This window comes from Streptomyces acidiscabies, from assembly GCF_020010905.1.
Lineage (GTDB): Bacteria > Actinomycetota > Actinomycetes > Streptomycetales > Streptomycetaceae > Streptomyces > Streptomyces acidiscabies.
In genome coordinates this window covers 1,201,248-1,222,429 of sequence record NZ_JAGJBY010000002.1, presented here as the reverse complement: position 1 = coordinate 1,222,429, position 21,182 = coordinate 1,201,248, and the positions used below count along the sequence as shown (strand labels likewise).

14 protein-coding genes, 1 tRNA gene and 1 pseudogene are annotated in these 21,182 nt (G+C 68.0%); 2 read left to right on the top strand and 14 right to left on the bottom strand.

The genetic code is table 11. From position 1 onward, the window contains the following. Window positions 1-85: 85 nt before the first annotated feature. The 9 genes and pseudogenes from rpmE to J8M50_RS32425 all read right to left on the bottom strand — a co-directional run. Window positions 86-310: a 50S ribosomal protein L31 gene (gene rpmE / locus J8M50_RS32470; RefSeq protein WP_010357465.1), complete on the bottom strand. Its 225-nt coding sequence runs from the start codon at window positions 308-310 to the stop codon at window positions 86-88. Between the two features lie 304 nt (window positions 311-614). After that, complete coding sequence (locus tag J8M50_RS32465; RefSeq protein WP_010357464.1) at window positions 615-1,706, bottom strand: LCP family protein; 1,092 nt, start codon at window positions 1,704-1,706, stop codon at window positions 615-617. 166 nt (window positions 1,707-1,872) lie between these two features. Continuing rightward, window positions 1,873-3,945: a transcription termination factor Rho gene (gene rho / locus J8M50_RS32460; protein WP_223786363.1), complete on the bottom strand. Its 2,073-nt coding sequence runs from the start codon at window positions 3,943-3,945 to the stop codon at window positions 1,873-1,875. 428 nt (window positions 3,946-4,373) lie between these two features. Then, complete coding sequence (thrB, locus tag J8M50_RS32455) at window positions 4,374-5,309, bottom strand: homoserine kinase (protein WP_010358195.1); 936 nt, start codon at window positions 5,307-5,309, stop codon at window positions 4,374-4,376. 254 nt (window positions 5,310-5,563) lie between these two features. After that, complete coding sequence (gene thrC, locus J8M50_RS32450) at window positions 5,564-6,622, bottom strand: threonine synthase (protein ID WP_010358196.1); 1,059 nt, start codon at window positions 6,620-6,622, stop codon at window positions 5,564-5,566. A 6-nt stretch (window positions 6,623-6,628) separates the two neighbouring features. Then, entirely contained in the window at window positions 6,629-7,927 is a 1,299-nt protein-coding gene (locus J8M50_RS32445; protein ID WP_010358197.1) for a homoserine dehydrogenase, read from the bottom strand. A gap of 137 nt (window positions 7,928-8,064) precedes the next feature. After that, window positions 8,065-9,456, bottom strand: a complete 1,392-nt coding sequence (gene lysA, locus J8M50_RS32440; protein ID WP_010358199.1) for a diaminopimelate decarboxylase — start codon at window positions 9,454-9,456, stop codon at window positions 8,065-8,067. Between the two features lie 30 nt (window positions 9,457-9,486). After that, on the bottom strand, window positions 9,487-10,794 hold the full coding sequence (nrtL, locus tag J8M50_RS32435; RefSeq protein ID WP_010358201.1) for an ArgS-related anticodon-binding protein NrtL: 1,308 nt from the start codon (window positions 10,792-10,794) through the stop codon (window positions 9,487-9,489). Window positions 10,795-11,409: 615 nt separating this feature from the next. Beyond that, window positions 11,410-11,829 (bottom strand): annotated as a pseudogene (locus J8M50_RS32425) (response regulator); the annotation flags it as partial. A gap of 103 nt (window positions 11,830-11,932) precedes the next feature. Here J8M50_RS32425 and J8M50_RS32420 point away from each other — a divergent pair. After that, window positions 11,933-12,004 (top strand) — tRNA-Arg (locus tag J8M50_RS32420). 111 nt (window positions 12,005-12,115) lie between these two features. Here the strand turns inward: J8M50_RS32420 and J8M50_RS32415 are convergent. Both J8M50_RS32415 and J8M50_RS32410 read right to left on the bottom strand, forming a co-directional pair. Continuing rightward, on the bottom strand, window positions 12,116-14,830 hold the full coding sequence (locus tag J8M50_RS32415; protein WP_075662304.1) for a pPIWI_RE module domain-containing protein: 2,715 nt from the start codon (window positions 14,828-14,830) through the stop codon (window positions 12,116-12,118). Next, entirely contained in the window at window positions 14,818-17,796 is a 2,979-nt protein-coding gene (locus J8M50_RS32410; RefSeq protein ID WP_159060613.1) for a hypothetical protein, read from the bottom strand. Before J8M50_RS32410 ends, J8M50_RS32415 begins: the two co-directional genes overlap by 13 nt. A 117-nt stretch (window positions 17,797-17,913) precedes the next feature. On the opposite strand from J8M50_RS32410, the gene J8M50_RS32405 reads away from it, so the two are divergent. Further along, window positions 17,914-19,094 (top strand): IS3 family transposase gene (locus J8M50_RS32405; RefSeq protein ID WP_107116120.1). Its coding sequence is split into 2 segments (ribosomal slippage): window positions 17,914-18,178 and window positions 18,178-19,094, totalling 1,182 coding nucleotides; the frame shifts between segments, so codons are not numbered across the junction. Here J8M50_RS32405 and J8M50_RS50225 read toward each other — a convergent pair. Genes J8M50_RS50225 through J8M50_RS50220 form a run of 3 tightly spaced genes read right to left on the bottom strand, consistent with a single transcriptional unit; the run spans window position 19,037 to window position 21,151 of the window. Then, on the bottom strand, window positions 19,037-19,711 hold the full coding sequence (locus J8M50_RS50225; protein ID WP_158002857.1) for a pPIWI_RE_Z domain-containing protein: 675 nt from the start codon (window positions 19,709-19,711) through the stop codon (window positions 19,037-19,039). The two genes, J8M50_RS32405 and J8M50_RS50225, sit on opposite strands and share 58 nt — an antisense overlap. Beyond that, on the bottom strand, window positions 19,704-20,819 hold the full coding sequence (locus tag J8M50_RS32395) for a pPIWI_RE_Y domain-containing protein (RefSeq protein WP_141655686.1): 1,116 nt from the start codon (window positions 20,817-20,819) through the stop codon (window positions 19,704-19,706). The genes J8M50_RS50225 and J8M50_RS32395 overlap by 8 nt, the downstream gene beginning before the upstream one ends. Further along, window positions 20,765-21,151: a PD-(D/E)XK nuclease family protein gene (locus tag J8M50_RS50220; RefSeq protein WP_075661173.1), complete on the bottom strand. Its 387-nt coding sequence runs from the start codon at window positions 21,149-21,151 to the stop codon at window positions 20,765-20,767. Before J8M50_RS50220 ends, J8M50_RS32395 begins: the two co-directional genes overlap by 55 nt. Window positions 21,152-21,182 lie beyond the last annotated feature (31 nt).

Genomic DNA, 21,182 nt, shown 5'->3' with positions numbered 1-21,182 from the left:
GGTGAAGTGGGCGGCGACCAAAAACGCCGGTCCCGGGAGCACCCCCTCGCGGGAGCGCTGCCGTGGACCGGCGAAGAGGGGCTCGCTACTTCTTGGAGCCTGCGGCGGCCTTGCCGAAGCGGGCCTCGAAGCGGGCCACGCGGCCACCGGTGTCGAGGATCTTCTGCTTGCCCGTGTAGAACGGGTGGCACTCGGAGCACACGTCGGCGCGGATGGCGCCGGACTCGATGGTGCTGCGAGTCGTGAACGACGCGCCGCAGGTGCAGCTGACCTGCGTCTCGACGTACGTGGGGTGGATGTCGCGCTTCAAGGGATTCTCCTAGATTTACGGGAGGGCACCGGGTCGCTTCCGCGGCGCGGGGCGTGAACCGGGGCCGACGTACCAGTCTGCCAGGACTGGAGCCATACGCCCAAACCGGGGGGTGGGGGGTTCTATTCCCGGGGGGCGGGTGCGGGTGCGTCGTGGCCGTTCGCGCAGTTCCCCGCGCCCCTAAAAAACGACGGCTGCGGATTCGTCGTGGTTGCTCACGCCCCTGAAAAGCTCGGCGCTTGCGCCGGCTTTTCAGGGGCGCGGGGAACTGCGCGAGCAACCACATCCGGCCCGCAGTCGCCACTCACGAGGAAGTCACCACCCCGTTCGCCTCCCCCGTCGCCGTCCCCTCCGTTGCCGTCCTCGGGATCGGCTGGTCCGCTTGCAGTGCCGTCCACACCTGCGCCGCCTTCGTCTCCGACACGACCACCCGGTTCGGGTTCGCCGGGTCGTACTGGACCGGCATCGTGACCATCGTCATGTTGGAGGAGCTGATGCTCTTGAGGCCGTTCGCGAAGGACATCAGGGAGTTCACCGAGCCCAGGTCGGAGTCTGTCGTGACCGCCTTCGTCGCCGTGTCCGCGAGGTCGTACAGCTTCGTGGGGCTCGTGAAGAGGCCGATCGACTTGACCTGGTTGACCAGGGCCTTGATGAACGCCTGCTGGAGCTGGATGCGGCCGAGGTCGGAGCCGTCGCCGACGCCGTGGCGCGTACGGACCAGGCCCAGCGCCTGCTGCCCGTTCAGCGTGTGCGTGCCCGCCGCCAGGTGCAGGTGGCTGTCCTTGTCGCTGATCGCCTTGGTGGTCGTGACCCGCACCCCGCCCAGCTCGTCGATCAGCTTCTGGAACCCGGAGAAGTCGACTTCGAGGTAGTGGTCCATCCGCAGATTCGTGATCGCCTCGACGGTCTTGACCGCACAGGCCGCCCCACCGGTGGTGTACGCGGTGTTGAACATCACCCCGCCCGCGGCGTCGTGCGTGACCCCGCCGGCATCCGTACAGGCGGGCCGGTCGACGAGCGTGTCGCGGGGTATGGAGACGACGCTGGCCTTCTTGTGCCCCTGGTAGACGTGGACGATCATCGCCGTGTCCGAGCGGGCACTGCCGTCGTCGGTCCCCCCGCCGAGCTTCTTGTTGGCCCCGGACCGCGAGTCGGACCCGAGCACGAGGATGTTCTCGGACCCGTTGTCGACCTTGGCGGGCCGGTCCGTACCGAGTGCCTGGTCGATGTCGACGCTCTTGATGTTGCCGTTGAGCTTGACGTAGAGGTATCCCGCCCCGGTCCCCCCGAGGACGAGGATCCCCCCGGCGACCCACGCCGCGACCACCAGCCCCCGCCGCCTCTTCGGCTTGCGGTGGCTGTTCCCCGGTATGTCAGGCGTGCTCTCGGCGGACATGTCTCCTCGGCTCTCTTCTGCCTCGTCTCATCATCACTCCGCCAGACCAGACGGGGAAACTCCGGACAGGGTTGCACAAGTCGCCAGACCCGATCAAAAACACAGAAAAACGGTCACCCCCCGTGAACAGGGGATGACCGTTTCCAGGAACCGCTCAGACCTGAGGTCAGTCGCCGTTGCCGCCGGACGTCGGCGTCGTCTTCTGGATCTGCATCAGGAACTCGGCGTTGGACTTCGTCTGCTTCATCTTGTCGAGGAGCAGCTCGATCGCCTGCTGCTGGTCGAGCGCGTGCAGCACCCGGCGCAGCTTCCAGACGATGCCCAGCTCGTCGGCGCCGAGCAGGATCTCTTCCTTACGGGTACCGGACGCGTCGACGTCGACGGCCGGGAAGATCCGCTTGTCGGCGAGCTTCCGGTCGAGCTTGAGCTCCATGTTGCCGGTGCCCTTGAACTCCTCGAAGATCACCTCGTCCATGCGGGACCCGGTGTCGACGAGCGCGGTCGCGAGGATGGTCAGCGAGCCGCCGTCCTCGATGTTGCGCGCGGCGCCGAAGAAGCGCTTCGGGGGGTAGAGGGCGGTCGAGTCGACACCACCGGACAGGATGCGCCCGGAGGCCGGCGCCGCGAGGTTGTAGGCACGGCCCAGACGCGTGATGGAGTCGAGCAGGACGACGACGTCGTGGCCCAGCTCGACCAGCCGCTTGGCGCGCTCGATGGCGAGCTCGGCGACGGTCGTGTGGTCCTCGGCGGGCCGGTCGAAGGTCGAGGAGATGACCTCGCCCTTCACCGACCGCTGCATGTCGGTGACCTCTTCCGGACGTTCGTCGACGAGGACGACCATCAGGTGGCACTCGGGGTTGTTGTGCGTGATCGCGTTGGCGATGGCCTGCATGATCATGGTCTTGCCGGTCTTCGGCGGGGCCACGATCAGACCGCGCTGGCCCTTGCCGATCGGCGACACGAGGTCGATGATCCGCGTGGTCAGCACACCCGGGTCGGTCTCCAGGCGGAGCCGGTCCTGCGGGTACAGCGGCGTCAGCTTGTTGAACTCCGGGCGGCCACGGCCGTGTTCGGGCGCCATGCCGTTGGTGGAGTCGAGCCGCACGAGCGCGTTGAACTTCTCGCGCCGCTCGCCGTCCTTGGGCTGGCGGACCGCGCCGGTGACATGGTCGCCCTTGCGCAGGCCGTTCTTGCGGACCTGGGCGAGCGAGACGTACACGTCGTTGGGGCCCGGCAGGTAGCCCGAGGTCCGGATGAAGGCGTAGTTGTCGAGGATGTCGAGGATGCCCGCGACCGGGATCAGGACGTCGTCGTCGGCCAACTGCGGCTCGGGGGCGCCGAGTTCGTCGCGGCCACGGCGGCCACGGCGGTCCCGGTAACGGCCGCGGCGGCCACGGCGGCCGTCGCCGAACTCGTCGTCCTCGTCGAGACGCGGACCGTTGTCGCGCTGCTGGCGGTCCTGGCGGCCACCCTGCTCCTGCCGGTCCTGCCGGTCCTGACGCGGCTGGCGCTCCTGACGGCCCTGGCCCTGCTGGTCGTCGCTCTTGCCACGACGGTCGCCCCGGTCACCGCGGTCGGTGCGGTCGCCCCGCTCGCTGCGGTCGGCGCGCTCGGTACGGTCCCCGCGCTCGCCCCGCTCACCGCGGTCGCGACCGCGCTCGCGGCGGCCCTGGCGGCGGCCCTCGCCGTCACCCGCGTCGGCCTGCGGCTGCGCGGCGACGGGCGTCTCGGCCCTGGGCTCCGCCTTCGCCTCGACGACGACCGTCTCGACGGGCGCGGCGGCCACGGGGGCGCCGGCCTCGGAGGTGGCGCGGCGGCGGCCACGGCGCTCGACGGGCGCGTCACCGGCCGGCTGGCCGGGGATGTCGATCTGCTGCTGGGCCGCGGACGGCTCGGCGGCGGGCGCCTCGGCCTGAGGTGTCTCGTCGGCCGTACGGGCGCGGGAGGTGGCGCGGCGCTTGGGCTTCTCGGCGGGCGCCTCGGCCTGCGGAGCGGCGGCGCCGCCCCCGCCCTGCGCCTCCTTGATGACGTCGATCAGCTGGCTCTTGCGCATCCGCGCGGTGCCCTTGATACCGAGGCCGGATGCGACCTGCTGAAGCTCTGCCAGCACCATGCCTTCGAGGCCGGTACCGCGGCGCCGCCGGGAGCCGGCACCGGTGGCAGGCGCGGAGGCGTCCGTGGCGGGCGCGGCAGCGGTCTCCTCGACACGTGCGCCCATCAGATCGGTGGTGTCGCTCACGAAGGGTCCTTCCCTGGAGCGGACGTCGGCCTGTCTGGCTCGGCGACCGGTTGTGCTGTCCGGTTCTCGTCCTTTTGGTATGGACGGAGCCGGGGCGGTAATCCGCCGGAGCGGCGGATGAGGTTTCTGGTGATGGCGCTCTCCCGACAGATCAGTCGATCCGTGGCACCCGGTGTCAGTGTCACGTGGCGGGGTCGCACCTGTTCCGGAGCGTGCCCTGTGGGCCACTCAGCGTCGATGTACAGCGCACTGCCCAGGTACGCGATACGGAACGCGGTGCGGCTTGGGGAGCTCCCGGAAGAATGTCTGTCCCGGACGGGGACGTGAAGCACCTCGCCATGGTGGGGTCGGGTGCAGACTTGAGGTTAACACTACCGGATCCAACAAACATTCCCCCTCTCGAAATCCGGCGACGATTCACGCGATGCCTATGCCTGAAGGTCGCCGGGAGGTGCGAGCGGCAGCACGCTCGCACCCCTAAGGTCCAGGTCCAGCCGGTTGGCGGCCCAGTCCGAGCCCGCCGACGCCTCGACCTTGTCGGCCGATTCCGCGTCGGCCAGCGCCATCACGGTGGGTCCCGCGCCGGAGATCACCGCGGGGATCCCGTCGGCGCGCAGCCGCTCCACGAGCGCCGCGCTCTCCGGCATCGCGGGGGCGCGGTACTCCTGGTGGAGTCGGTCCTCGGTGGCGGGCAGCAGCAGCTCGGGGCGCCGGGTGAGGGCCTCGACGAGCAGGGCGGCACGGCCCGCGTTGGCGGCGGCGTCGACGTGCGGGACGGAGCGCGGGAGCAGTCCGCGCGCGGTCTCGGTGAGGAGCGGTTTCCCGGGCACGAAAACCACCGGAACGATGGAACCGGCGGGCTCGGTGCGGATCGCGCGGGCGGCGCCGCCGTCCATCCAGGAAATGGTGAACCCGCCGAGCAGGCAGGCCGCGACGTTGTCGGGGTGGCCCTCGATCTCGGTGGCGAGTTCGAGGAGCGCGGCGTTGTCGAGCCGCGATTCGCCGCCTATGGTCACGGCGCGCGCGGCGACGATGCCGGCGCAGATCGCGGCGGACGAGGAGCCGAGGCCGCGGCCGTGCGGGATGCGGTTGGCGCAGACGATCTCGAGGCCGCGCGGCTGTCCGCCGAGGGCGTCGAAGGCGGTGCGCATGGACCGTACGAGGAGGTGGCTCTCGTCGCGCGGGAGGGTTTCACCGCCCTCTCCGGCGATGTCGATGTGCAGCCCGGAGTCGGCCACCCGGACGACGACATCGTCGTAGAGCCCCAGCGCGAGGCCGAAGGCGTCGAAGCCGGGTCCGAGGTTGGCGCTGGTGGCGGGGACGCGCACCCGGACGGCGGCGGCGCGGAAGGCTGGACCGGCCATCGCTCGATGAACTCCTTGAGCTGCGGAACTGTCGATTGTCATTGTCGTGCGGCGACGTCGACGTTCGGTGACTGACGTGCGGTGAGACCCGCCGGGGGCTGCGGCGACATCGCGGCAGCCCGGCATCCACGGTGCATATGCAGCGGGCGGGTTCGCTACAGCCTATCGAAGGAAGGTTCTGTGGCGACATAGGGCGCACAGGAGGCGCACGATGCGTGTCGTAAGCCCCCTGTGCACCCCTGACGGGGGAACCCCTAGACGAGACCGAGGTTCTGCGCGGCGGCGGCGGCGTCGACCGGGACCGTGACCGGCTGCGGGGCGCCCGCGACCGCCCAGTCGGGGTCCTTGAGGCCGTTGCCGGTGACCGTGCAGACGATGCGCTGGCCGGGGTCGACCTTGCCCTGTTCGGCGGCCTTGAGGAGGCCGGCGACGGAGGCGGCGGAGGCGGGCTCGACGAAGACGCCCTCCTGTGCGGCCAGCAGGCGGTAGGCGCGCAGGATCTCGCGGTCGGTCACCTCGTCGATGAGCCCGCCGGACTCGTCGCGGGCGGCGATCGCGTACTCCCAGGAGGCCGGGTTGCCGATGCGGATCGCCGTCGCGATCGTCGAGGGGTCCTTGACGATCTCGCCGCGCACGATCGGCGCGGAGCCGGACGCCTGGAAGCCCCACATGCGGGGCGTCTTCGCGGCGATGCCGTCGACGGCGTACTCCTTGTAGCCCTTCCAGTACGCGGTGATGTTGCCCGCGTTGCCGACCGGGAGGACGTGGATGTCGGGGGCGTCGCCGAGCATGTCGACGATCTCGAAGGCGGCCGTCTTCTGGCCCTCGATGCGCACCGGGTTGACCGAATTGACCAGCGCGACAGGGTAGTTGTCGCTCAGGGCGCGGGCGAGGTCGAGGCAGTCGTCGAAGTTGCCGTCGACCTGGAGGATCTTCGCGCCGTGCACGAGGGCCTGGCCCATCTTGCCGAGCGCGATCTTGCCGCGCGGCACGAGCACGGCGGAGACCATGCCCGCGCGGACGCCGTACGCGGCGGCGGAGGCCGACGTGTTGCCGGTGGAGGCGCAGATGACGGCCTGCGCGCCCTCCTCCTTGGCCTTGGAGATGGCCATGGTCATGCCGCGGTCCTTGAAGGACCCCGTCGGGTTCGCGCCCTCGACCTTGAGGTGGACCTCGCAGCCGGTGCGCTCGGAGAGCACCTGCGCGGGCACGAGCGGCGTACCGCCCTCGCGGAGCGTCACGACCGGCGTGCTGGCGGAGACGGGCAGCCGGTCCCGGTACTCCTCGATGATTCCGCGCCACTGGTGGGTCATTGCTGGTTACTCTCCTTCAACCCGCATGATGCTGGCGACACCGCGGACGGTGTCGAGCTTGCGCAGCGCCTCGACGGTCCCGCTGAGTGCGGCGTCGGATGCGCGGTGGGTGACGACGACGAGGGAGGCCTCGCCGGCGCTGTCTTGTCGCCCCTGCTGACGCACGGTATCGATCGACACCCCGTGCTCGGCGAACACGGTCGCGACCTGGGCCAGTACACCCGGTTTGTCCGCGACGTCGAGGCTGATGTGGTACCGCGTCACGACGTCGCCCATGGGCGACACCGGCAGGGCCGCGTACGCCGACTCGCCGGGCCCCGTCGCCCCGCTGAGCCGGTTGCGGCACACGGCGACGAGGTCGCCGAGCACGGCCGAGGCGGTGGGCGCGCCGCCCGCGCCGGGGCCGTAGAACATGAGCTGGCCGGCCGCGTCGGACTCGACGAAGACGGCGTTGTAGGCGCCGCGCACGGAGGCGAGCGGGTGGGAGAGCGGGATCATCGCGGGGTGGACGCGCGCGGTGACCGAGCCGCCGTCGGCGGCGCGCTCGCAGATCGCCAGCAGCTTGATGGTGCAGTTCATGTTCCGCGCCGAGGCGAAGTCCGCGGCGGTCACCTCGGACATGCCCTCGCGGTAGACGTCGTCGAGGCGCACGCGGGTGTGGAAGGCGATCCCGGCGAGGATCGCGGCCTTGGCGGCGGCGTCGAAGCCCTCGACGTCGGCGGTCGGGTCGGCTTCCGCGTACCCGAGGGCGGTGGCCTCGTCGAGCGCTTCCTGGTAGCCGGCGCCGGTCGAGTCCATCTTGTCGAGGATGAAGTTCGTCGTGCCGTTGACGATGCCGAGGACGCGGTTGACCTTGTCGCCGGCCAGCGACTCGCGCAGCGGGCGGATCAGGGGGATCGCGCCGGCGACGGCCGCCTCGTAGTACAGGTCCCGGCCGTGCTCCTGCGCCGCCGCGTGCAGCGCCGCGCCGTCCTGCGCGAGGAGCGCCTTGTTCGCCGAGACGACCGAGGCGCCGTGCTCGAAGGCGGTCGTGATGAGGGTGCGGGCCGGTTCGATGCCGCCGATGACCTCGACGACGACGTCGATGTCCCCGCGTTTGACCAGCGCGGTCGCGTCCGTCGTGACGAGGGCCGGGTCGATGCCGTCACGGACCCGGGACGGGCGGCGGACCGCCACGCCCGCGAGTTCCACGGGGGCGCCGATCCTCGCGGCGAGGTCGTCGGCGTGCGTCGTCATGATGCGGGCCACCTCTGAGCCGACGACTCCACAGCCCAGCAGCGCCACCTTCAGCGGACGCGTACGCATCATGCGACCTCGTTTCCTCATACGGTCTGATTCGACCAGTCTCACCCACCGGACCGCGGTTTCTGCCCCGGGTCCGGATCGTGAGACGTCTATTTCATTTCCCCGAGCGGTTCCGACAGGAGATTCTCCCGTGCGGCTCAGCCGACGTCGAGCCGCAGCAGATCGTCCTCGGTCTCCCGCCGCACGATCACCCTCGCCTGTCCGTCCCGGACGGCCACCACCGGGGGCCTCGGTACGTGGTTGTAGTTGCTCGCCATCGACCGGCAGTACGCGCCCGTCGCTGGTACGGCGATGAGGTCACCCGGTGCCAGGTCGGCCGGCAGGAACGCGTCCTTGACGACGATGTCCCCGCTCTCGCAGTGCTTGCCGACGACGCGGGACAGCATGGGCTCGGCGTCGCTGGTCCGCGAGACGAGGGCGACGCTGTACTCGGCGTCGTACAGCGCGGTGCGGATGTTGTCCGACATGCCGCCGTCGACGGAGACGTACGTCCGCAGGCCGTCCAGCGGCTTCAGCGTGCCGACCTCGTACAGCGTGAACGCCGTCGGGCCGACGATCGCCCGGCCCGGCTCGACCGAGATACGGGGGGTGCTGAGCGCCGCCGCCTCGCACTCGCGGGTGACGATCTCGTGCAGCGCCTTCGCGATCTCGTGCGGCTCGCGGGGGTCGTCGTCGCTGGTGTACGCGATGCCGAGGCCGCCGCCGAGGTCGATCTCCGGGAGCTGTACGCCGTGTTCGTCGCGGATCTCCTTCAGGAGACCGACGACCCGGCGCGCCGCGACCTCGAAGCCGGACATGTCGAAGATCTGCGAGCCGATGTGGCTGTGTACGCCGATCAGCTCCAGGCTGTCGAGCTGGAGCGCGCGGCGTACGGCTTCCGCGGCCTGGCCGCCGGCCAGCGGGATGCCGAACTTCTGGTCCTCGTGGGCGGTCGCGATGAACTCGTGCGTGTGCGCCTCGACGCCGACCGTGATCCTGATCTGGACCTGCTGGCGCTTGCCGAGGTCCCTCGCGATGTGCGCTACGCGGACGATCTCCTGGAAGGAGTCCAGCACGATCCGTCCTACGCCGGCCTCGATCGCCCTGCGGATCTCCGTCGTCGACTTGTTGTTGCCGTGCAGCGCGATGCGCTCCGCGGGCATCCCGGCGGACAGGGCCGTCGCCAGTTCGCCGCCCGAACAGACGTCGAGGTTCAGGCCCTCCTCGTGCAGCCAGCGCACGATCGCCCTCGACAGGAACGCCTTGCCGGCGTAGAAGACGTCCGCGTCCGGGCCGAACGCGGTGCGCCAGGCCCTCGCCCTGGCGCGGAAGTCCGCCTCGTCCAGGATGTATGCCGGGGTGCCGAACTCCTCGGCGAGGCGCGTCGCGGGGATGCCGCCGACGGTGAGGACTCCGTCCTCGTCCCTCTCCACCGTCTGCGCCCACACCTTCTTGTCCAGCGTGTTCAGGTCGGCGGGCGGGGCGCTGTAGTGGCCCTCCGGCAGGACATCTGCGTGGCGGGGGCCGGCGGGGTGTGCGGAACGGCTCATCTTCGTTCTGGGCTTTCTTATCGGGGCGTTCTACAGATGCTCTGGAGCTTCGATGCCGAGCAGGGACAGGCCACCGGCCAGCACCGTCCCGGCGGCTTCGGCGAGCGCGAGCCGGGTGCGGTGGGCGGCCTCGGGTTTCTCGTCGCCTTGGGGGAGGACCTCGGGGAGGAGGGGGAGGAGGGTGTCGGCGATTGCCACGAGGTGGTGGGTCAGGCGGTGGGGGGTGTGGTGGGTGGCTGTGGTGGTGAGGATGCGGGGGTGGTCTGCTAGGAGGAGGTGGAGGGGGGTGGGGGGGGCTGTGGGGTGGGCGGCGGTGGGGGTGGGTGCCTGGTGGGGAGCGGCGGGGTCGGTCGTGGGTGCCTGGTGGGCAGCGGCCGGGCCGGTCGCGGCTGCCTGGTGGGCAGCGGCGGGGGCGGTCGCGGTGGGTTCTCCGTGGGCGGTGGGGCGCGCGGGGGGAGAGGCGGCGGTCGCGGGGGCGACTGTTGGGGTGCGGGGGGTGTCGCCGGTGCCGGAGGGCGCTGCGGTGTCGGTGGGCCTTGCCCTCACGCCGGGTTCCGGTGCGAGTGTCGGTGCCATCGATGTGAAGCCCAGTGCCGCCGCGTTGCGTGTGAGGGCTCGGGTGCGGGCGTACGCGTAGCGGACTCGGAACAGGGGGTTCGTTTCGCGTTGGGTCAGGTGGGCGCCGGTGAGGTGGGGGTGGTCGTGCGGTGCCGGGTGGAGGAGGGCCCAGCGGGTGGCGTCTCTGCCCAGGGGGAAGAAGGGCGGGGTGTCGGGGAGGGGGGCGGGGACCGGGCGGATGGTCAGCGCGTGCGCCGCCGCCGGGGTGCCGTACGTGTCGATCTCGATGCCCAGGGTCGAGGTCAGTTCCGGGGTGGGGCGGGTGTCGCACGAGGTGTGGACGGGGGTGCCCTGGGAGCGGAGTACTCGGGCCAGGGTGTCCATGACGACCAGGGCTCGGGCCTCGTTGGGGGCGTGGAGGTGGGTGAGGAGGGCGGTGGGGGTGTCCGCGTGTCCGTACCTCGTGCCCCTCGCCAGGATCTCCTGGATCAGGGAGGTTTCCTGGAGGGTGATGTTCAGGAAGCCGGGGGGTGTGATGACCACGTCCCTGATGCCCGCTTCGTGCGCGAGGTGGGGGCGGAGGATCTCGGCGACCTTCAGCGGGGGGTGGCCGGCGGGGCGGGCCAGCTTCAGGGCGATGGGCGTCGCGTAGTCGCCACAGCCGCCGGGGCCCGGGGGTGTCACGGGGGCCCGCACGGGAATCTCGACCCACAACTCCCCGGCATCCACCGCGCGCCGGACGGCACGCAGGACGGTGTGGGAGAGCTCCAGGGGGGTCACGGGGCAAGCGTAGGCGAGGAGGGGGGTGGGGAGGCGAGTCGGTTCGGTGGGGTTTCGGGATGTGGACAGGGGGGTGGGGGTTCGGGGGTGGGGGGAGATTCGTCGGCGGGTTTGTGCGGGGGTGGGGGCGGTGTCTGGAGTGGGCGGCGGGATTGTCGTCGCGGGGTTCGGTCGGGGGGCGGAGGCTGCGGTGGGCGGCGTGGATTTCGTCGCCGGGTTCAGCGGGAACGAGGGTCAGCTGCCGCTCTGGGCGGGGCGTTTTTCGTCGCCGTGGTGGGGGTTGGCCAGCTCGTGGGCGGTGGCTGAGTCGCCAGGGGTGGCGGCCGTGTGGGGCGTCGCCAGGTCAACGGGGTCGCTGTGGATCCCCAACTCGCCGGGGCTGTCGGGGGCGGTCTGCTCGCCGGAGTTGTTGAGAGCCGTCGGTCGGCCGGGGGTGTTGTGGGCGCCCTGCTTGCCGGGGGCGTTGAGGGCGGCCGGTTCGTCGGGGGTGGCCGTGTCGTGGTCGTGGGTGTCGTCGGGTTCGCCGGAGTCCGCCGTACCTGTGGTCTGCCCGGATGTGTCCGGCCCGGCGGGAACGGGGGCCGCCTCGGGACCGTCGTACTCCCGGTCCTGCCCCTGCCGTACGAGCTTCCGGACGATGTCGACGAGGTCGGCCGGCTCGAACGGTTTCGGCAGGAACACGTCGACCCCGGCATCGAGCCCGGCATAGACCTCGTCGGGGGTGCACGCGCTCACGATAGCCAGCGGAAGATCACGGGTACGGGGATCCGCACGGAGCTGCGCGGCCGTACGCAGCCCGTCCAGCCGAGGCATGACGACGTCGAGGGTGACCGCGTCGGGCCGTACCTCGTGCACGACTTCCAGACACTCGGCACCGTCGCACGCGGTCACGACCTCGAACCCCTCCAGCTCGAGATTGACCCTGATCAGCTGCCGGATGACCTTGTTGTCGTCCACAACAAGCACCCGCCCCGACGCGCCTGGCACCCCTTGAGAGTAGGTCCGCACCGGCCACCGCGTCCGGCTTTTCCCCACTTCCGCCCCCTACGCGCGACCCCCTCCCCAAACCCGTTCGGGATCACCCCACCCGGGCTGGTAGTGTTCTGTCCGTCGCCGCGAGCAACACTCCGCCGACAAAGCCCCCGTAGCTCAGGGGATAGAGCAACGGCCTCCGGAGCCGTGTGCGCAGGTTCGAATCCTGCCGGGGGCACTCGCTGATTGCAGCGGATGCCGATATGAAGAGGGCGGGAGTCAGTAAAACTGACTCCCGCCCTCTTCATATCGGTCGGCTCTCGCCTATGGACCTGCGTCGACCAGGCAGCTATTCGGAGCTTTTCTCCGCAGCTGGGGCGGGAGGCGGCGCGAGCGGGAGGACGTACTCTTCCGCCAGCTTCGCGAGGTGCAGGGGGAGTGGCCGGGAGAGTGGGTCGTACTCGTCGTGAAAGCGCAGTTGGTGTACAGCTGCCGCTATGGCAGCCGGCCGATCCGCAGGTGTGTCGGTGCGGCCGGTAGCCGTCTCCGGCAGACAACCCAGAACGGTGAATTCCAGCGCCCTTGGATTCCATGCCGTAGCCGCAGGAGCATGCGGCCAGTCCTTGTCAGGCACCAGCTTGCGCAGGTCACGTCGTACCTTGCTGGCACTCACCGGTTTCCCGACAGTGCTCAGGAATACCCGGTTGTCCGCGTCCGCACCAGGTGCCGTCCATAGCCCCGCCGAAAAGCCGGGCGGCTCGTCGTCGCTTGTGGCGGGTGCGTACCACTGCGGGGTCTCACCTCGGCTGTTGGCATCTCGGAGCAGCACCATCCCGAGGTCCCTCCCGTGAAGTGCCAGCGGAATGGGAGGCTCGCCCTGGAAGACGACCATGTCCTTGATGAGCTCGCCATTGCTCAATCCGGGCCACGACTCACGGAGGTTGCCGCTGTTGGCCAGAAGCAGGGTCGGCCGGTCACGTACCTGATAGAGCAGCGACCGGATCTGGCGCTCGACCTCGTGCCGCCGCCCATCAGGGGTCTGGGCGGCTCGGTGCGGCAAAGTTTCGGTATCCGCGCCTTCCGCAGCGAGAGTGAGCAGCAGTTGGGGGTAGGGCACCCACTCCTTCCGGGCATCGTCCCAGCCTCGTACAGGGTGCACCGGATCATCCGGCCGGATCCGCAGAGCAACGAGGTGCTGTGCGGCCCGCCGGGTCGATCCGTTGGCCTGTCGGCGGACATGCCAGAGCGCCAGATACTGGAGATCGTCCGCGAGTTCGCCGTCCAGTTGATGCTCTGGTGGGACGACAGCACCGAGTTGGCGTATCCCGTCGGCCACTACGGAGCCTGCCCGCATCGCGAGCGGGCCTTCGGCGTCTTCCGGCACGACGATGAACTGACTCACTCGACGAGCCTTGGCACAGCCGTGCCGCAGCGCCACTTTCGGGTCGGAATCCGGCTTCCGCTGAAACCGCTTGGGCCCCAGAGTCTCCACAAATGCCAAACCGACTCCATCAGCGCCAGGGCCGAGGCGGTCCGCCGTCAGAGCGGCGCGCTCACGCACGGCTCCTGCCAGCCTCTGAGCTCGTGACCATCCTGGCGTACGAGGGATCTCCAAAGGTGCACCGAGGCCTTCCAGCGAGCGGACCCGGATCTGGAGATGCAAGTCTCCGAGCTTCCATCGGTGTTCTCCGTCGGGGACGTCCGCGTGCACCGGGAGCCCCAGCCATCCGCAAAGAGCCGTGAGCAGAGCGTCCCGAGTCTCCTCCGTCTGCCAGAGCAGGTCCACCCGCAGCGGCTTGCCTTCGAGCGTCGCAAGTACTGCGTCGCGCCGGGATCGTGCGCGTTGTCGCGCACGTTGCTGGAGTACGTCCTGATCTTTCGTCGACGAGGTCGGCAGCAGGACCGGTCGGAGCTTCTGGTGCACACGCTCGTGGTCAGGCACTCGGCGCAAAAAAGGGTGGAGGGCTTCCTCCACCCAGTGATCGAGCAGCGAACGCTCAAGCGGCATGAGTCCGGCGCCGACGCCGTGTTTGTCCATCGCCGTGCTGTACAGGATGCCGGCCGCCACTCCGCCCTGGCCGTCGATCCAGTCGGCTGCTTCAGCGACGAGTTCGTCCGGCTTGGGGTACGCACGTAGAACGTCCAGTTGCGGCAAGAGGTCAATGAGACTGTGCCGGTTCCAGGAGAGCCCGCCGATTCCACGGTCGAAAGCCAGAGAGTTGGTGGTGAGACGACGCCGTGGGCCGTGGGCTCCGGGCCAGGGCAGCGGTGCGTCCAGCAGAACGGTCGCGCCTCGTCCCTCCGGGAGGGACACCGGAGACCGGGTTTCCCAGCGACGGATCCCGTACGAGACGTGCACTCGGAACCGCGCCGCGAACGGAACGGTCTGCACGGTGACGGTCAGGAGTGCCGAGTAGTACCACGTCCGTTTCCCACGGACGTACTTCCGGGGCGGCCAGCTGACCAGTTCGACCCCTTGGTCCCGGGTGACCTGGCGGAAAGAGAGGTCGACACCGCCGAATCTGAGCGTACGAGCCGCAAGTCTGGCACCGATCCACTCGGGCAGCAGGTGATACAGCCTTCGGTCGGGCTGCGCCGTACCTCCCGGAGAAGGCTCGGATGCAGCGAGATCCACGGTCTCATGCCGCCAACTCGGGCTGTGCTGGTCGATCAGCATCAGTGCTCGGTCCAGAGCTGCTTGATGATCAGCCACTCGCTCAAGGTCGGAGTCCGTAGAGGGCGGCAGAGTCATCACCCAGGAGGCCAGCAGCGGGGTGACCAGTTCGGACGGCATCTCATCCGACGCATAGAACCAGGGGATCCGGGAGTTGCTTCCTGCTCCGCGGCCTGTCGCGACTAGGCCCGGGGCCGTGGATCGCAGCAGGGCGTTGAGTTGTTTGATCGGCAGCCCCAATGGCTGTTCAGCGCGCCGCCACTGGCGTCGGTAGAGGTCCATGAACTCGTCCCGCCACTCGTCAGGGAAGCCGATCACACGGTATCGCTCCGTCCAGGGACCAGCGTTCGGATCCGGTTCAAAGGCAGTGATCCTGATCAGGTCGTACACAAGGGCTCTCCTTCGTCAGTGGGCTGTTCTTCGATATAGGGGGCGAGACAACGGTCGAGAGCGGTCCACATGGGCCGGTAGAGGGCCCGGACGATATGCCGGTCGTACTCGATGACCCCGGTGCCTTGAGTGAAGTAGGGCTTGAGCACGGCGTGGATGCTGTGCAGAAGGCTGGTATCCGGGCTGTCCGGCTCGTCCGTCGGCTGGCCGACGGCCAGCTTGGGTGCGAAGGCGGCATCGACGAAAGCGACCCGCGTGGGTACCGCACCACGCACCGAGCGACCGATCACCTGCCAGATCAGAACGAGCAGGTCCCAGGTCACGCTCTCCCGGTCTTCGCCCAACCCTTTCCAGGCCATGCTTCGTGCGAGAACCCGGAACCACTTGGCGCGAGCGAGGTCTCTGACTTTGCGGGCACCGAGTGCCAGGCTGGGTTCACTTCGCACCCAGCCATCGAAATCCCCGCTTCCACGGGCCCGTACGATCCAGTCGTTGATCGCGTGCACCGCGAGACCAAGGTCGTCAGGGCGAGGGTTGGGCCGGGCGAGGAAGTAGATCGACCCGATGGCAGCGTGCCGTCGGTCGACATCAAGGATGTTGTGTCCGCGTTCCACCGCCAGCAGGGGGGCGACCAGGATCTCGGCTCTGGTGTTAGCCAGGTTCTCCACGTCTCCTCGCCGTAGCACGGGTGCGCGGTACTCATCGTCGTCCGTCCCGGTGCCGGCGTCCGGGTCGTCGTCGGAGACCAGCCGGTAAACCCTGTCCTGCCAGCGCTTGTTGAGGGTGTGAAGAGTGTCAGCCACGACCTTGGCCTCCTCGTAGCTGCCGACGAGAAGCAAGATGTGCCGACGGCTCTCGGGGAGAAGCCCCAGTTCCTCCTGGAGACGGCTCGTCCCGGTGGCGTTGTCCCCGAGGACCGTGACCATCCGGCGCAGGATGTCGGCCCTCTGATCGAGTGGCTCTCCGGAGAGTCGTTGCGCATCGTCACGCTCGTGGCATTCGCACGCGGCACGGCAGTCGCAGCGGTAGCGGATGAATTCGAAGCGGAACTCACTCTGTTCGGCGATCTGGTCGAGCTCCCGCGGATCAGGCTCAATGATCACGCCGATGTCCACAGGGATGTGGTAACGGCTGGACTTTCCGGCCCAACTGCTGCCGGACATCAGTAGGACATTGGTGCCGGGATGTCCGTCCACTGTGGGCAGGCCGGGCATGGCGCGAAGGAGCTCCCGGCCGACTCCGCTGCAACGGAAGAACCTCAGTTCTCCGGTTCGCACTCCGCCCTGGTCCGGGCCGCCCTCCAGCAGGAACTGAAAGCCGATCACATTGCCCATGGGCGCCTCCGGCACCATGGGGCCGTAGTCAGGCGGCCTGCGATACATCTCGTTGAAGCCCAGGTTGAGCGCCGAGGAGACGCGTGGCCACATGGCGTTGATGAGGGCGAGTCTGGGTTCCAGAGCGCTGAGGAGCAGGGTGAACTCGAAGCGGATCATCAGCAGTTTGACCCATACCTCCGGATCCTCGGGGAGGCGGCTTTTCGTCTTTCGGCGCTTCGTCTCCCGGCGCTTCGGCGTCGCACGGTCCGAAGGCTGCCGGGTCGTGGACTGTCCCTGATCTCCCTCAGCCAGATCTCGGAGTTCTGCGTAGCGCTCGCGGCCCTTCTCGGTGGGTTCCAGCAGCCCGTCCAGGTCGAGCAGTGAGCAGATCACTTCTCTGAGACGCTCGCGGGTACGCGCCCGGTAGTTGGTGTGCAGGAGTTCGCCTGTCAGCCCCGTGAGTTCGGTACCGATGCCGGTGGCCGTACGGCGGTCACCGAACGGGTTGTCACGGAAGGCGTCGAGAACTTCAGAGAGCTCTCGCCGTCGTTTTCTGTGGAGCTGTTCGTTGGCAGACCCAGAGTTCTCAGGCTCGATGCCGTCCTGATCCTCGGGTAGGGGATACCGCTCTTCGAGCAACCACTGTTGGAGCCTTCCCGCACTGAAGTATCCGGTTCTGACCCACTTGCGCAGATCAGAGTCACTCACCAGCATGGCGACCAGGCGGTCGGCCGCGGTCTGAGTGGTGTTGACTGCGGCCGACCAGTTCTCCACATCCCGGTCGGACAGTTGGATCCGGCCGGCACCCGCTAGTTCGCGGATGCGATGTTGATTGACTTCATCGAGGAAGGACCGAGTGTCCGGGCCGCCTCCGAGGAGCGGAATGCCCGGTGCGAACATCCGGTCCAGTTGCATCTGGACACGGTCCGCCTCGTCGACGATCACCAGATCGCTGCGACGGCAGGCAAGTTCGAAGTAACGGATGTGCTCACGATTCTGTGGATGCGGCACTTTCGAGTCGACCAGGCTGGGCGGAGTGGCAACCCAGATGATCGCGTCGACCAGTTCGCGAGCGCTGCGATGGCGTGGACAGGCCGTCCAGAGCGGACAGGCCACTGCCCTCCGGCTCCAGAGATCCTCCGAGTAGCCGCCAGGATTCGGGCGTTGAAGCCGGGTGCACGGTGCTTCACCGAAGGCCAGAAGGTGATCGGCGGGCTGCCCTTGTGCATGCCGCAGAGCGTTCAGGGCACAGGACGTACTCAGGTACCCGAACCCTCGGTCGTCATGAGCGAGCAGATTGCGTTCCCCTCGGCCTGCCAGCCTCCGGTGAAGACGCTCGGCATGCTGTTCCCGCCCGGCCGCACCCAGCACCGGAGCTGCGGTTCCGGGCAGGTAGGTGTTGTACATCTGGACCAGTTTGAGAAGTTCGACGACATCGCCGACCACCACAGTCACTCGCCGGTTCCGTTCCGCCAGATTGACCGTCAGCACATCCCGCAGCGTGCTCTTGCCGGCACCGACGATCCCGAGCAGATGCTGGATACCCGCGACTTCGAAAGCCTTCGCCGACTTGAATCCCGCGGGTCGACGGACAAACAGACGGATCGCATCCAGACGTCCGGTCCAGTTCTCGAATCTGATCGAGTCCATGCGGGCCGCCGTGGCTTTGAGGTCGTCCCAGGCGAAGGACAGGGACTCTCTGAGGGGCCACGAAGTTTCCGGACAGGCACCCAATAGTGTTGTCCTGAACAAGGAGACGAGGAAGAAGTGGCGCCACCCAGTAAATACTCGCCGGAGTTCCGCGAGGAAGCCGTCCAGATCGCGTTGAGGTCAAGCAAGACGATCTCCGAAGTCGCCCGGGAGCTTGAGGTGAACTCGGAGACGCTGCGCGACTGGGTGAAGAAGCACCAGAGGCAGCACGAACCGGCACCCGATGCGGAACTGACGGTGAGCGACCGTGCACGCCTGAAGGAACTCGAACGACGCAACCGTGAACTGGAGATGGAAAACTCCTTCCTGAAAAAATGCGCTGCGTACTTCGCGAAGGATCCCCGGTAGCAAGCAAGTACGAGTTCATCGACGAGATGCGACTCGACACCGGGAAGTACGCATACAGCGTCGAGTTCATGTGCGGCCGACTCGGCGTCTCCAGATCCGGCTACTACGACTGGCGATCCCGCCCGGAATCCGCGACAACCCAGCGGCGCGAAGAACTGAAACTGCTCATCCGGAAAGCCTTCGACATGTCCGACAGCACCTACGGGCACCGGCGCATCCAGGCCCAGCTGCACCGCTGGGGCGTCGCCGCGGGCGCGGAGCTGGTCCGCCGGCTCATGCGCGAACTGGGCCTGGTTCCCTGCCAGCCACGCCCGAAGAGGTTCAGCCTCACGCAGGCTGCGGCCGGCCGGGTGCCGGACCTCGTCGGCCGCGACTTCACCGCGGACGCGCCAGGCGAAAAGCTCGTCGGCGACATCACCTATATCCAGACCGGGGAAGGCTGGCTGTACCTCGCAACAGTCATCGACTGCTGCACGAAGGAAGTCATCGGCTACGCGATGGACGACCATTACCAAACCCCACTGATATCCAGAGCGATCCATAACGCGGCACGGAACAGGAACCTCTCGACCAGCGCGATATTTCACTCGGATCGCGGAAGTAACTACATGTCAGCCGAGTTCGGGAGGACTCTGGAACACTTCGGGCTCCGCAGATCTGCAGGCCGCACCGGGATCTGTTTCGACAACGCCATGGCCGAATCATTCTTCGGTGCCCTGAAGAACGAGCGCGTATCCAGGGTGACTTACCTGACCCGCGAGGCCGCCAGGCAGGACATCACTCGCTACATCGAATTCTGGTACAATCACAAACGCCTCCACTCGGCAGTGGGTTACCGCCCGCCGCGTGAAGTCCACGCCGAGTACGAGAAGTTGCGAATCGCCGCGTGAAATAGACAGTCAGAAGCCTGTCCGGAAAACGTGAGACCCCTCACTCCCTCGTTCACCGGCCAGGCCGCGAGGTCGTGTCCCCTCGGCGGCAACGGAACTTGCCCGGGCAGACTGACAGTTCCGAGGTGTCTGCCAAGAGGAAACGCGTGCAGGCCTGGTTTGGCGAAGGCCAGTGGTTGTCCGGCGAACTCGGGCGCTCTGTCCAGGAGCCGCTGATACGTCCGCCAGCGGTCCGGCGCCACTGACAGCGAAGGACGACGGACAGCCGGGGCGTCGAGGTCGCCGATCTCGTAAGCTCTTAGATGGCGATCAAGCTGCTGATATTCCTTGAGCGCATCGGTCCACGCACGGCGGCGGGCCCACGTCCACAGGGTGTATCTGGCTGTTCGGAGAGTCTGCTGTCCTTCCTCGTCCACGGCTCCCCATGCCTTCGCAAAGGGGTAGCCGCTGAACAGGACCCAGGCATCGCGGGCCGGGGCGCCGGGTGTGACCCTCTCTTGGAGAAAGAGCCCTACTTCAATCTCGCACAGCGAGACGCGTCTCTCCTTCTTCAGTTCTGGAGCGGCCGACGCCAGTAGTTCCGTCACCTCCGTCAGGGACAGATCGGTGCTACGCATGTTCGCCTTCCTCAAGACCTTCCTGACGCGGCGCTGTGAACTCGCTGACGGACAGGAGACGGATCTTCACGCCGTCTGGAAGTGCCCTCCCGAACGCCTCCCGGTACCCAGGGCCGTTCGCCGCCTCGTCCGGGATCACGACATCCAGGGGTACGTCCAGCCCAGCGACGGTCTCGGCAGCACTCAGCGCGGCCAGCACCGGCTGTTCACGGTCGTGGACCTGAAAGGCACGCGTCGATCCATCGTGGCTGACAAAACGGTGTAGTCCCGTGCGCTGCCGGAACAGATGTGTCCGGCGAGCTGAACGAGAGCGGACCGTCAGCTCCGTACGACCGGGAAGAGACAGAAACAGTCGGAGCCCCAAGGGCAGCACGCAGGTCTGTTCAGGCTGCCGCGTTGATTCGAGCACGCGTTCGCCAGGTCGGCAGCCGCCTTCGCACCAGGACGTATCGACTGTCACCGGCTTCGCGAGCAGCAGACATCCGGCACAGCGGTACACCATGCGGTGAACCCTGAAACGATCAGGTACAGGACCATAAATTCCTTGCACCAACTTCCAGGTATGGGCCAGAGCAGGCTTGAGGAACTCGATCGGGTTGTACTCAAGGATGACCGGCCGCCTGATCAGGAAGTCACGACAAGCCGCGAACCGCTCCTCCGTACCGCATGCATCGGCGAGGATGGCCAGGACCTCTTCCGCTTCGCCCTCCAGGAAGCCGTCGGGACCGTAGGAGGCCAGTTCCGCACAGGTCCGGGTGGCCTCGTTCCCCACCGCATGAACAAGCCTTGCGCCCGCGGTCAGAAAGTTGTCCGGCAACTTCAGCGGCCACCAGTCGGCCAGATCCTTGTCCCGGCACCATGCCAACAGCTCAGGCACACTGCCGGGCACAGGCCTGTCGCGAGTCAGTCCCGCCAGAACCACGCGGTCCAGGGCGAGTTGGATTCTCGGCGGATAGGGGAGGCGAAACGTCACCGCTTGATCTGCCCGGGACAGTTCGATCACTCCGCGGGCGACAGCGGCAAGCAGATCGGTCCCCGCTCTCTCCTCCTCGGTCACCGACTCGGCGCCTTCGGCACCTGGTCCTGTGACGGTCGCGCCGAGCACCATCGGGCCACCTCGCAAGTGGCACATTCAGCGCTGGGCACCGCTTTGAACAGGGTCTCCGCGTGCCAGCCCGACACTTGCTCCCGCAGCACCTTCTCAGCAGCGGCACGGGTCTGCGGCGCGGAGGGGTCGAGCGTGCGCAAGTCGACCCCGCCAGGGCACAGCAGTTCCAGTTCGACCCGGCCCCCCACCGGGGCCCCGGCCAGCAGGCCATCACCCAGGATCTTCACGGCCAGAGCCAGTTGAGGGTATGTGCTCAGCACGTCGTGGCGGTGGCGATCGCTGCCCGAAGTCTTGACCTCACGCCATACCCAGGCTCCAGCATCCCGGTACAACTGAGGGGTCTCACGTTTTCCGGACAGGCTT

What these genes read in the sequence shown, in the direction of transcription:
- J8M50_RS50225 (WP_158002857.1), bottom strand. Translation starts at nt 19,711, where the DNA reads ATGCGTAGCACCGATCTGTCCCTGACGGAGGTGACGGAACTACTGGCG.
- thrB (WP_010358195.1), bottom strand. Translation starts at nt 5,309, where the DNA reads ATGGCCGGTCCAGCCTTCCGCGCCGCCGCCGTCCGGGTGCGCGTCCCC.
- J8M50_RS32445 (WP_010358197.1), bottom strand. Translation starts at nt 7,927, where the DNA reads ATGCGTACGCGTCCGCTGAAGGTGGCGCTGCTGGGCTGTGGAGTCGTC.
- lysA (WP_010358199.1), bottom strand. Translation starts at nt 9,456, where the DNA reads ATGAGCCGTTCCGCACACCCCGCCGGCCCCCGCCACGCAGATGTCCTG.
- J8M50_RS32465 (WP_010357464.1), bottom strand. Translation starts at nt 1,706, where the DNA reads ATGTCCGCCGAGAGCACGCCTGACATACCGGGGAACAGCCACCGCAAG.
- J8M50_RS32395 (WP_141655686.1), bottom strand. Translation starts at nt 20,819, where the DNA reads ATGGTGCTCGGCGCGACCGTCACAGGACCAGGTGCCGAAGGCGCCGAG.
- thrC (WP_010358196.1), bottom strand. Translation starts at nt 6,622, where the DNA reads ATGACCCACCAGTGGCGCGGAATCATCGAGGAGTACCGGGACCGGCTG.
- J8M50_RS32410 (WP_159060613.1), bottom strand. Translation starts at nt 17,796, where the DNA reads ATGGACTCGATCAGATTCGAGAACTGGACCGGACGTCTGGATGCGATC.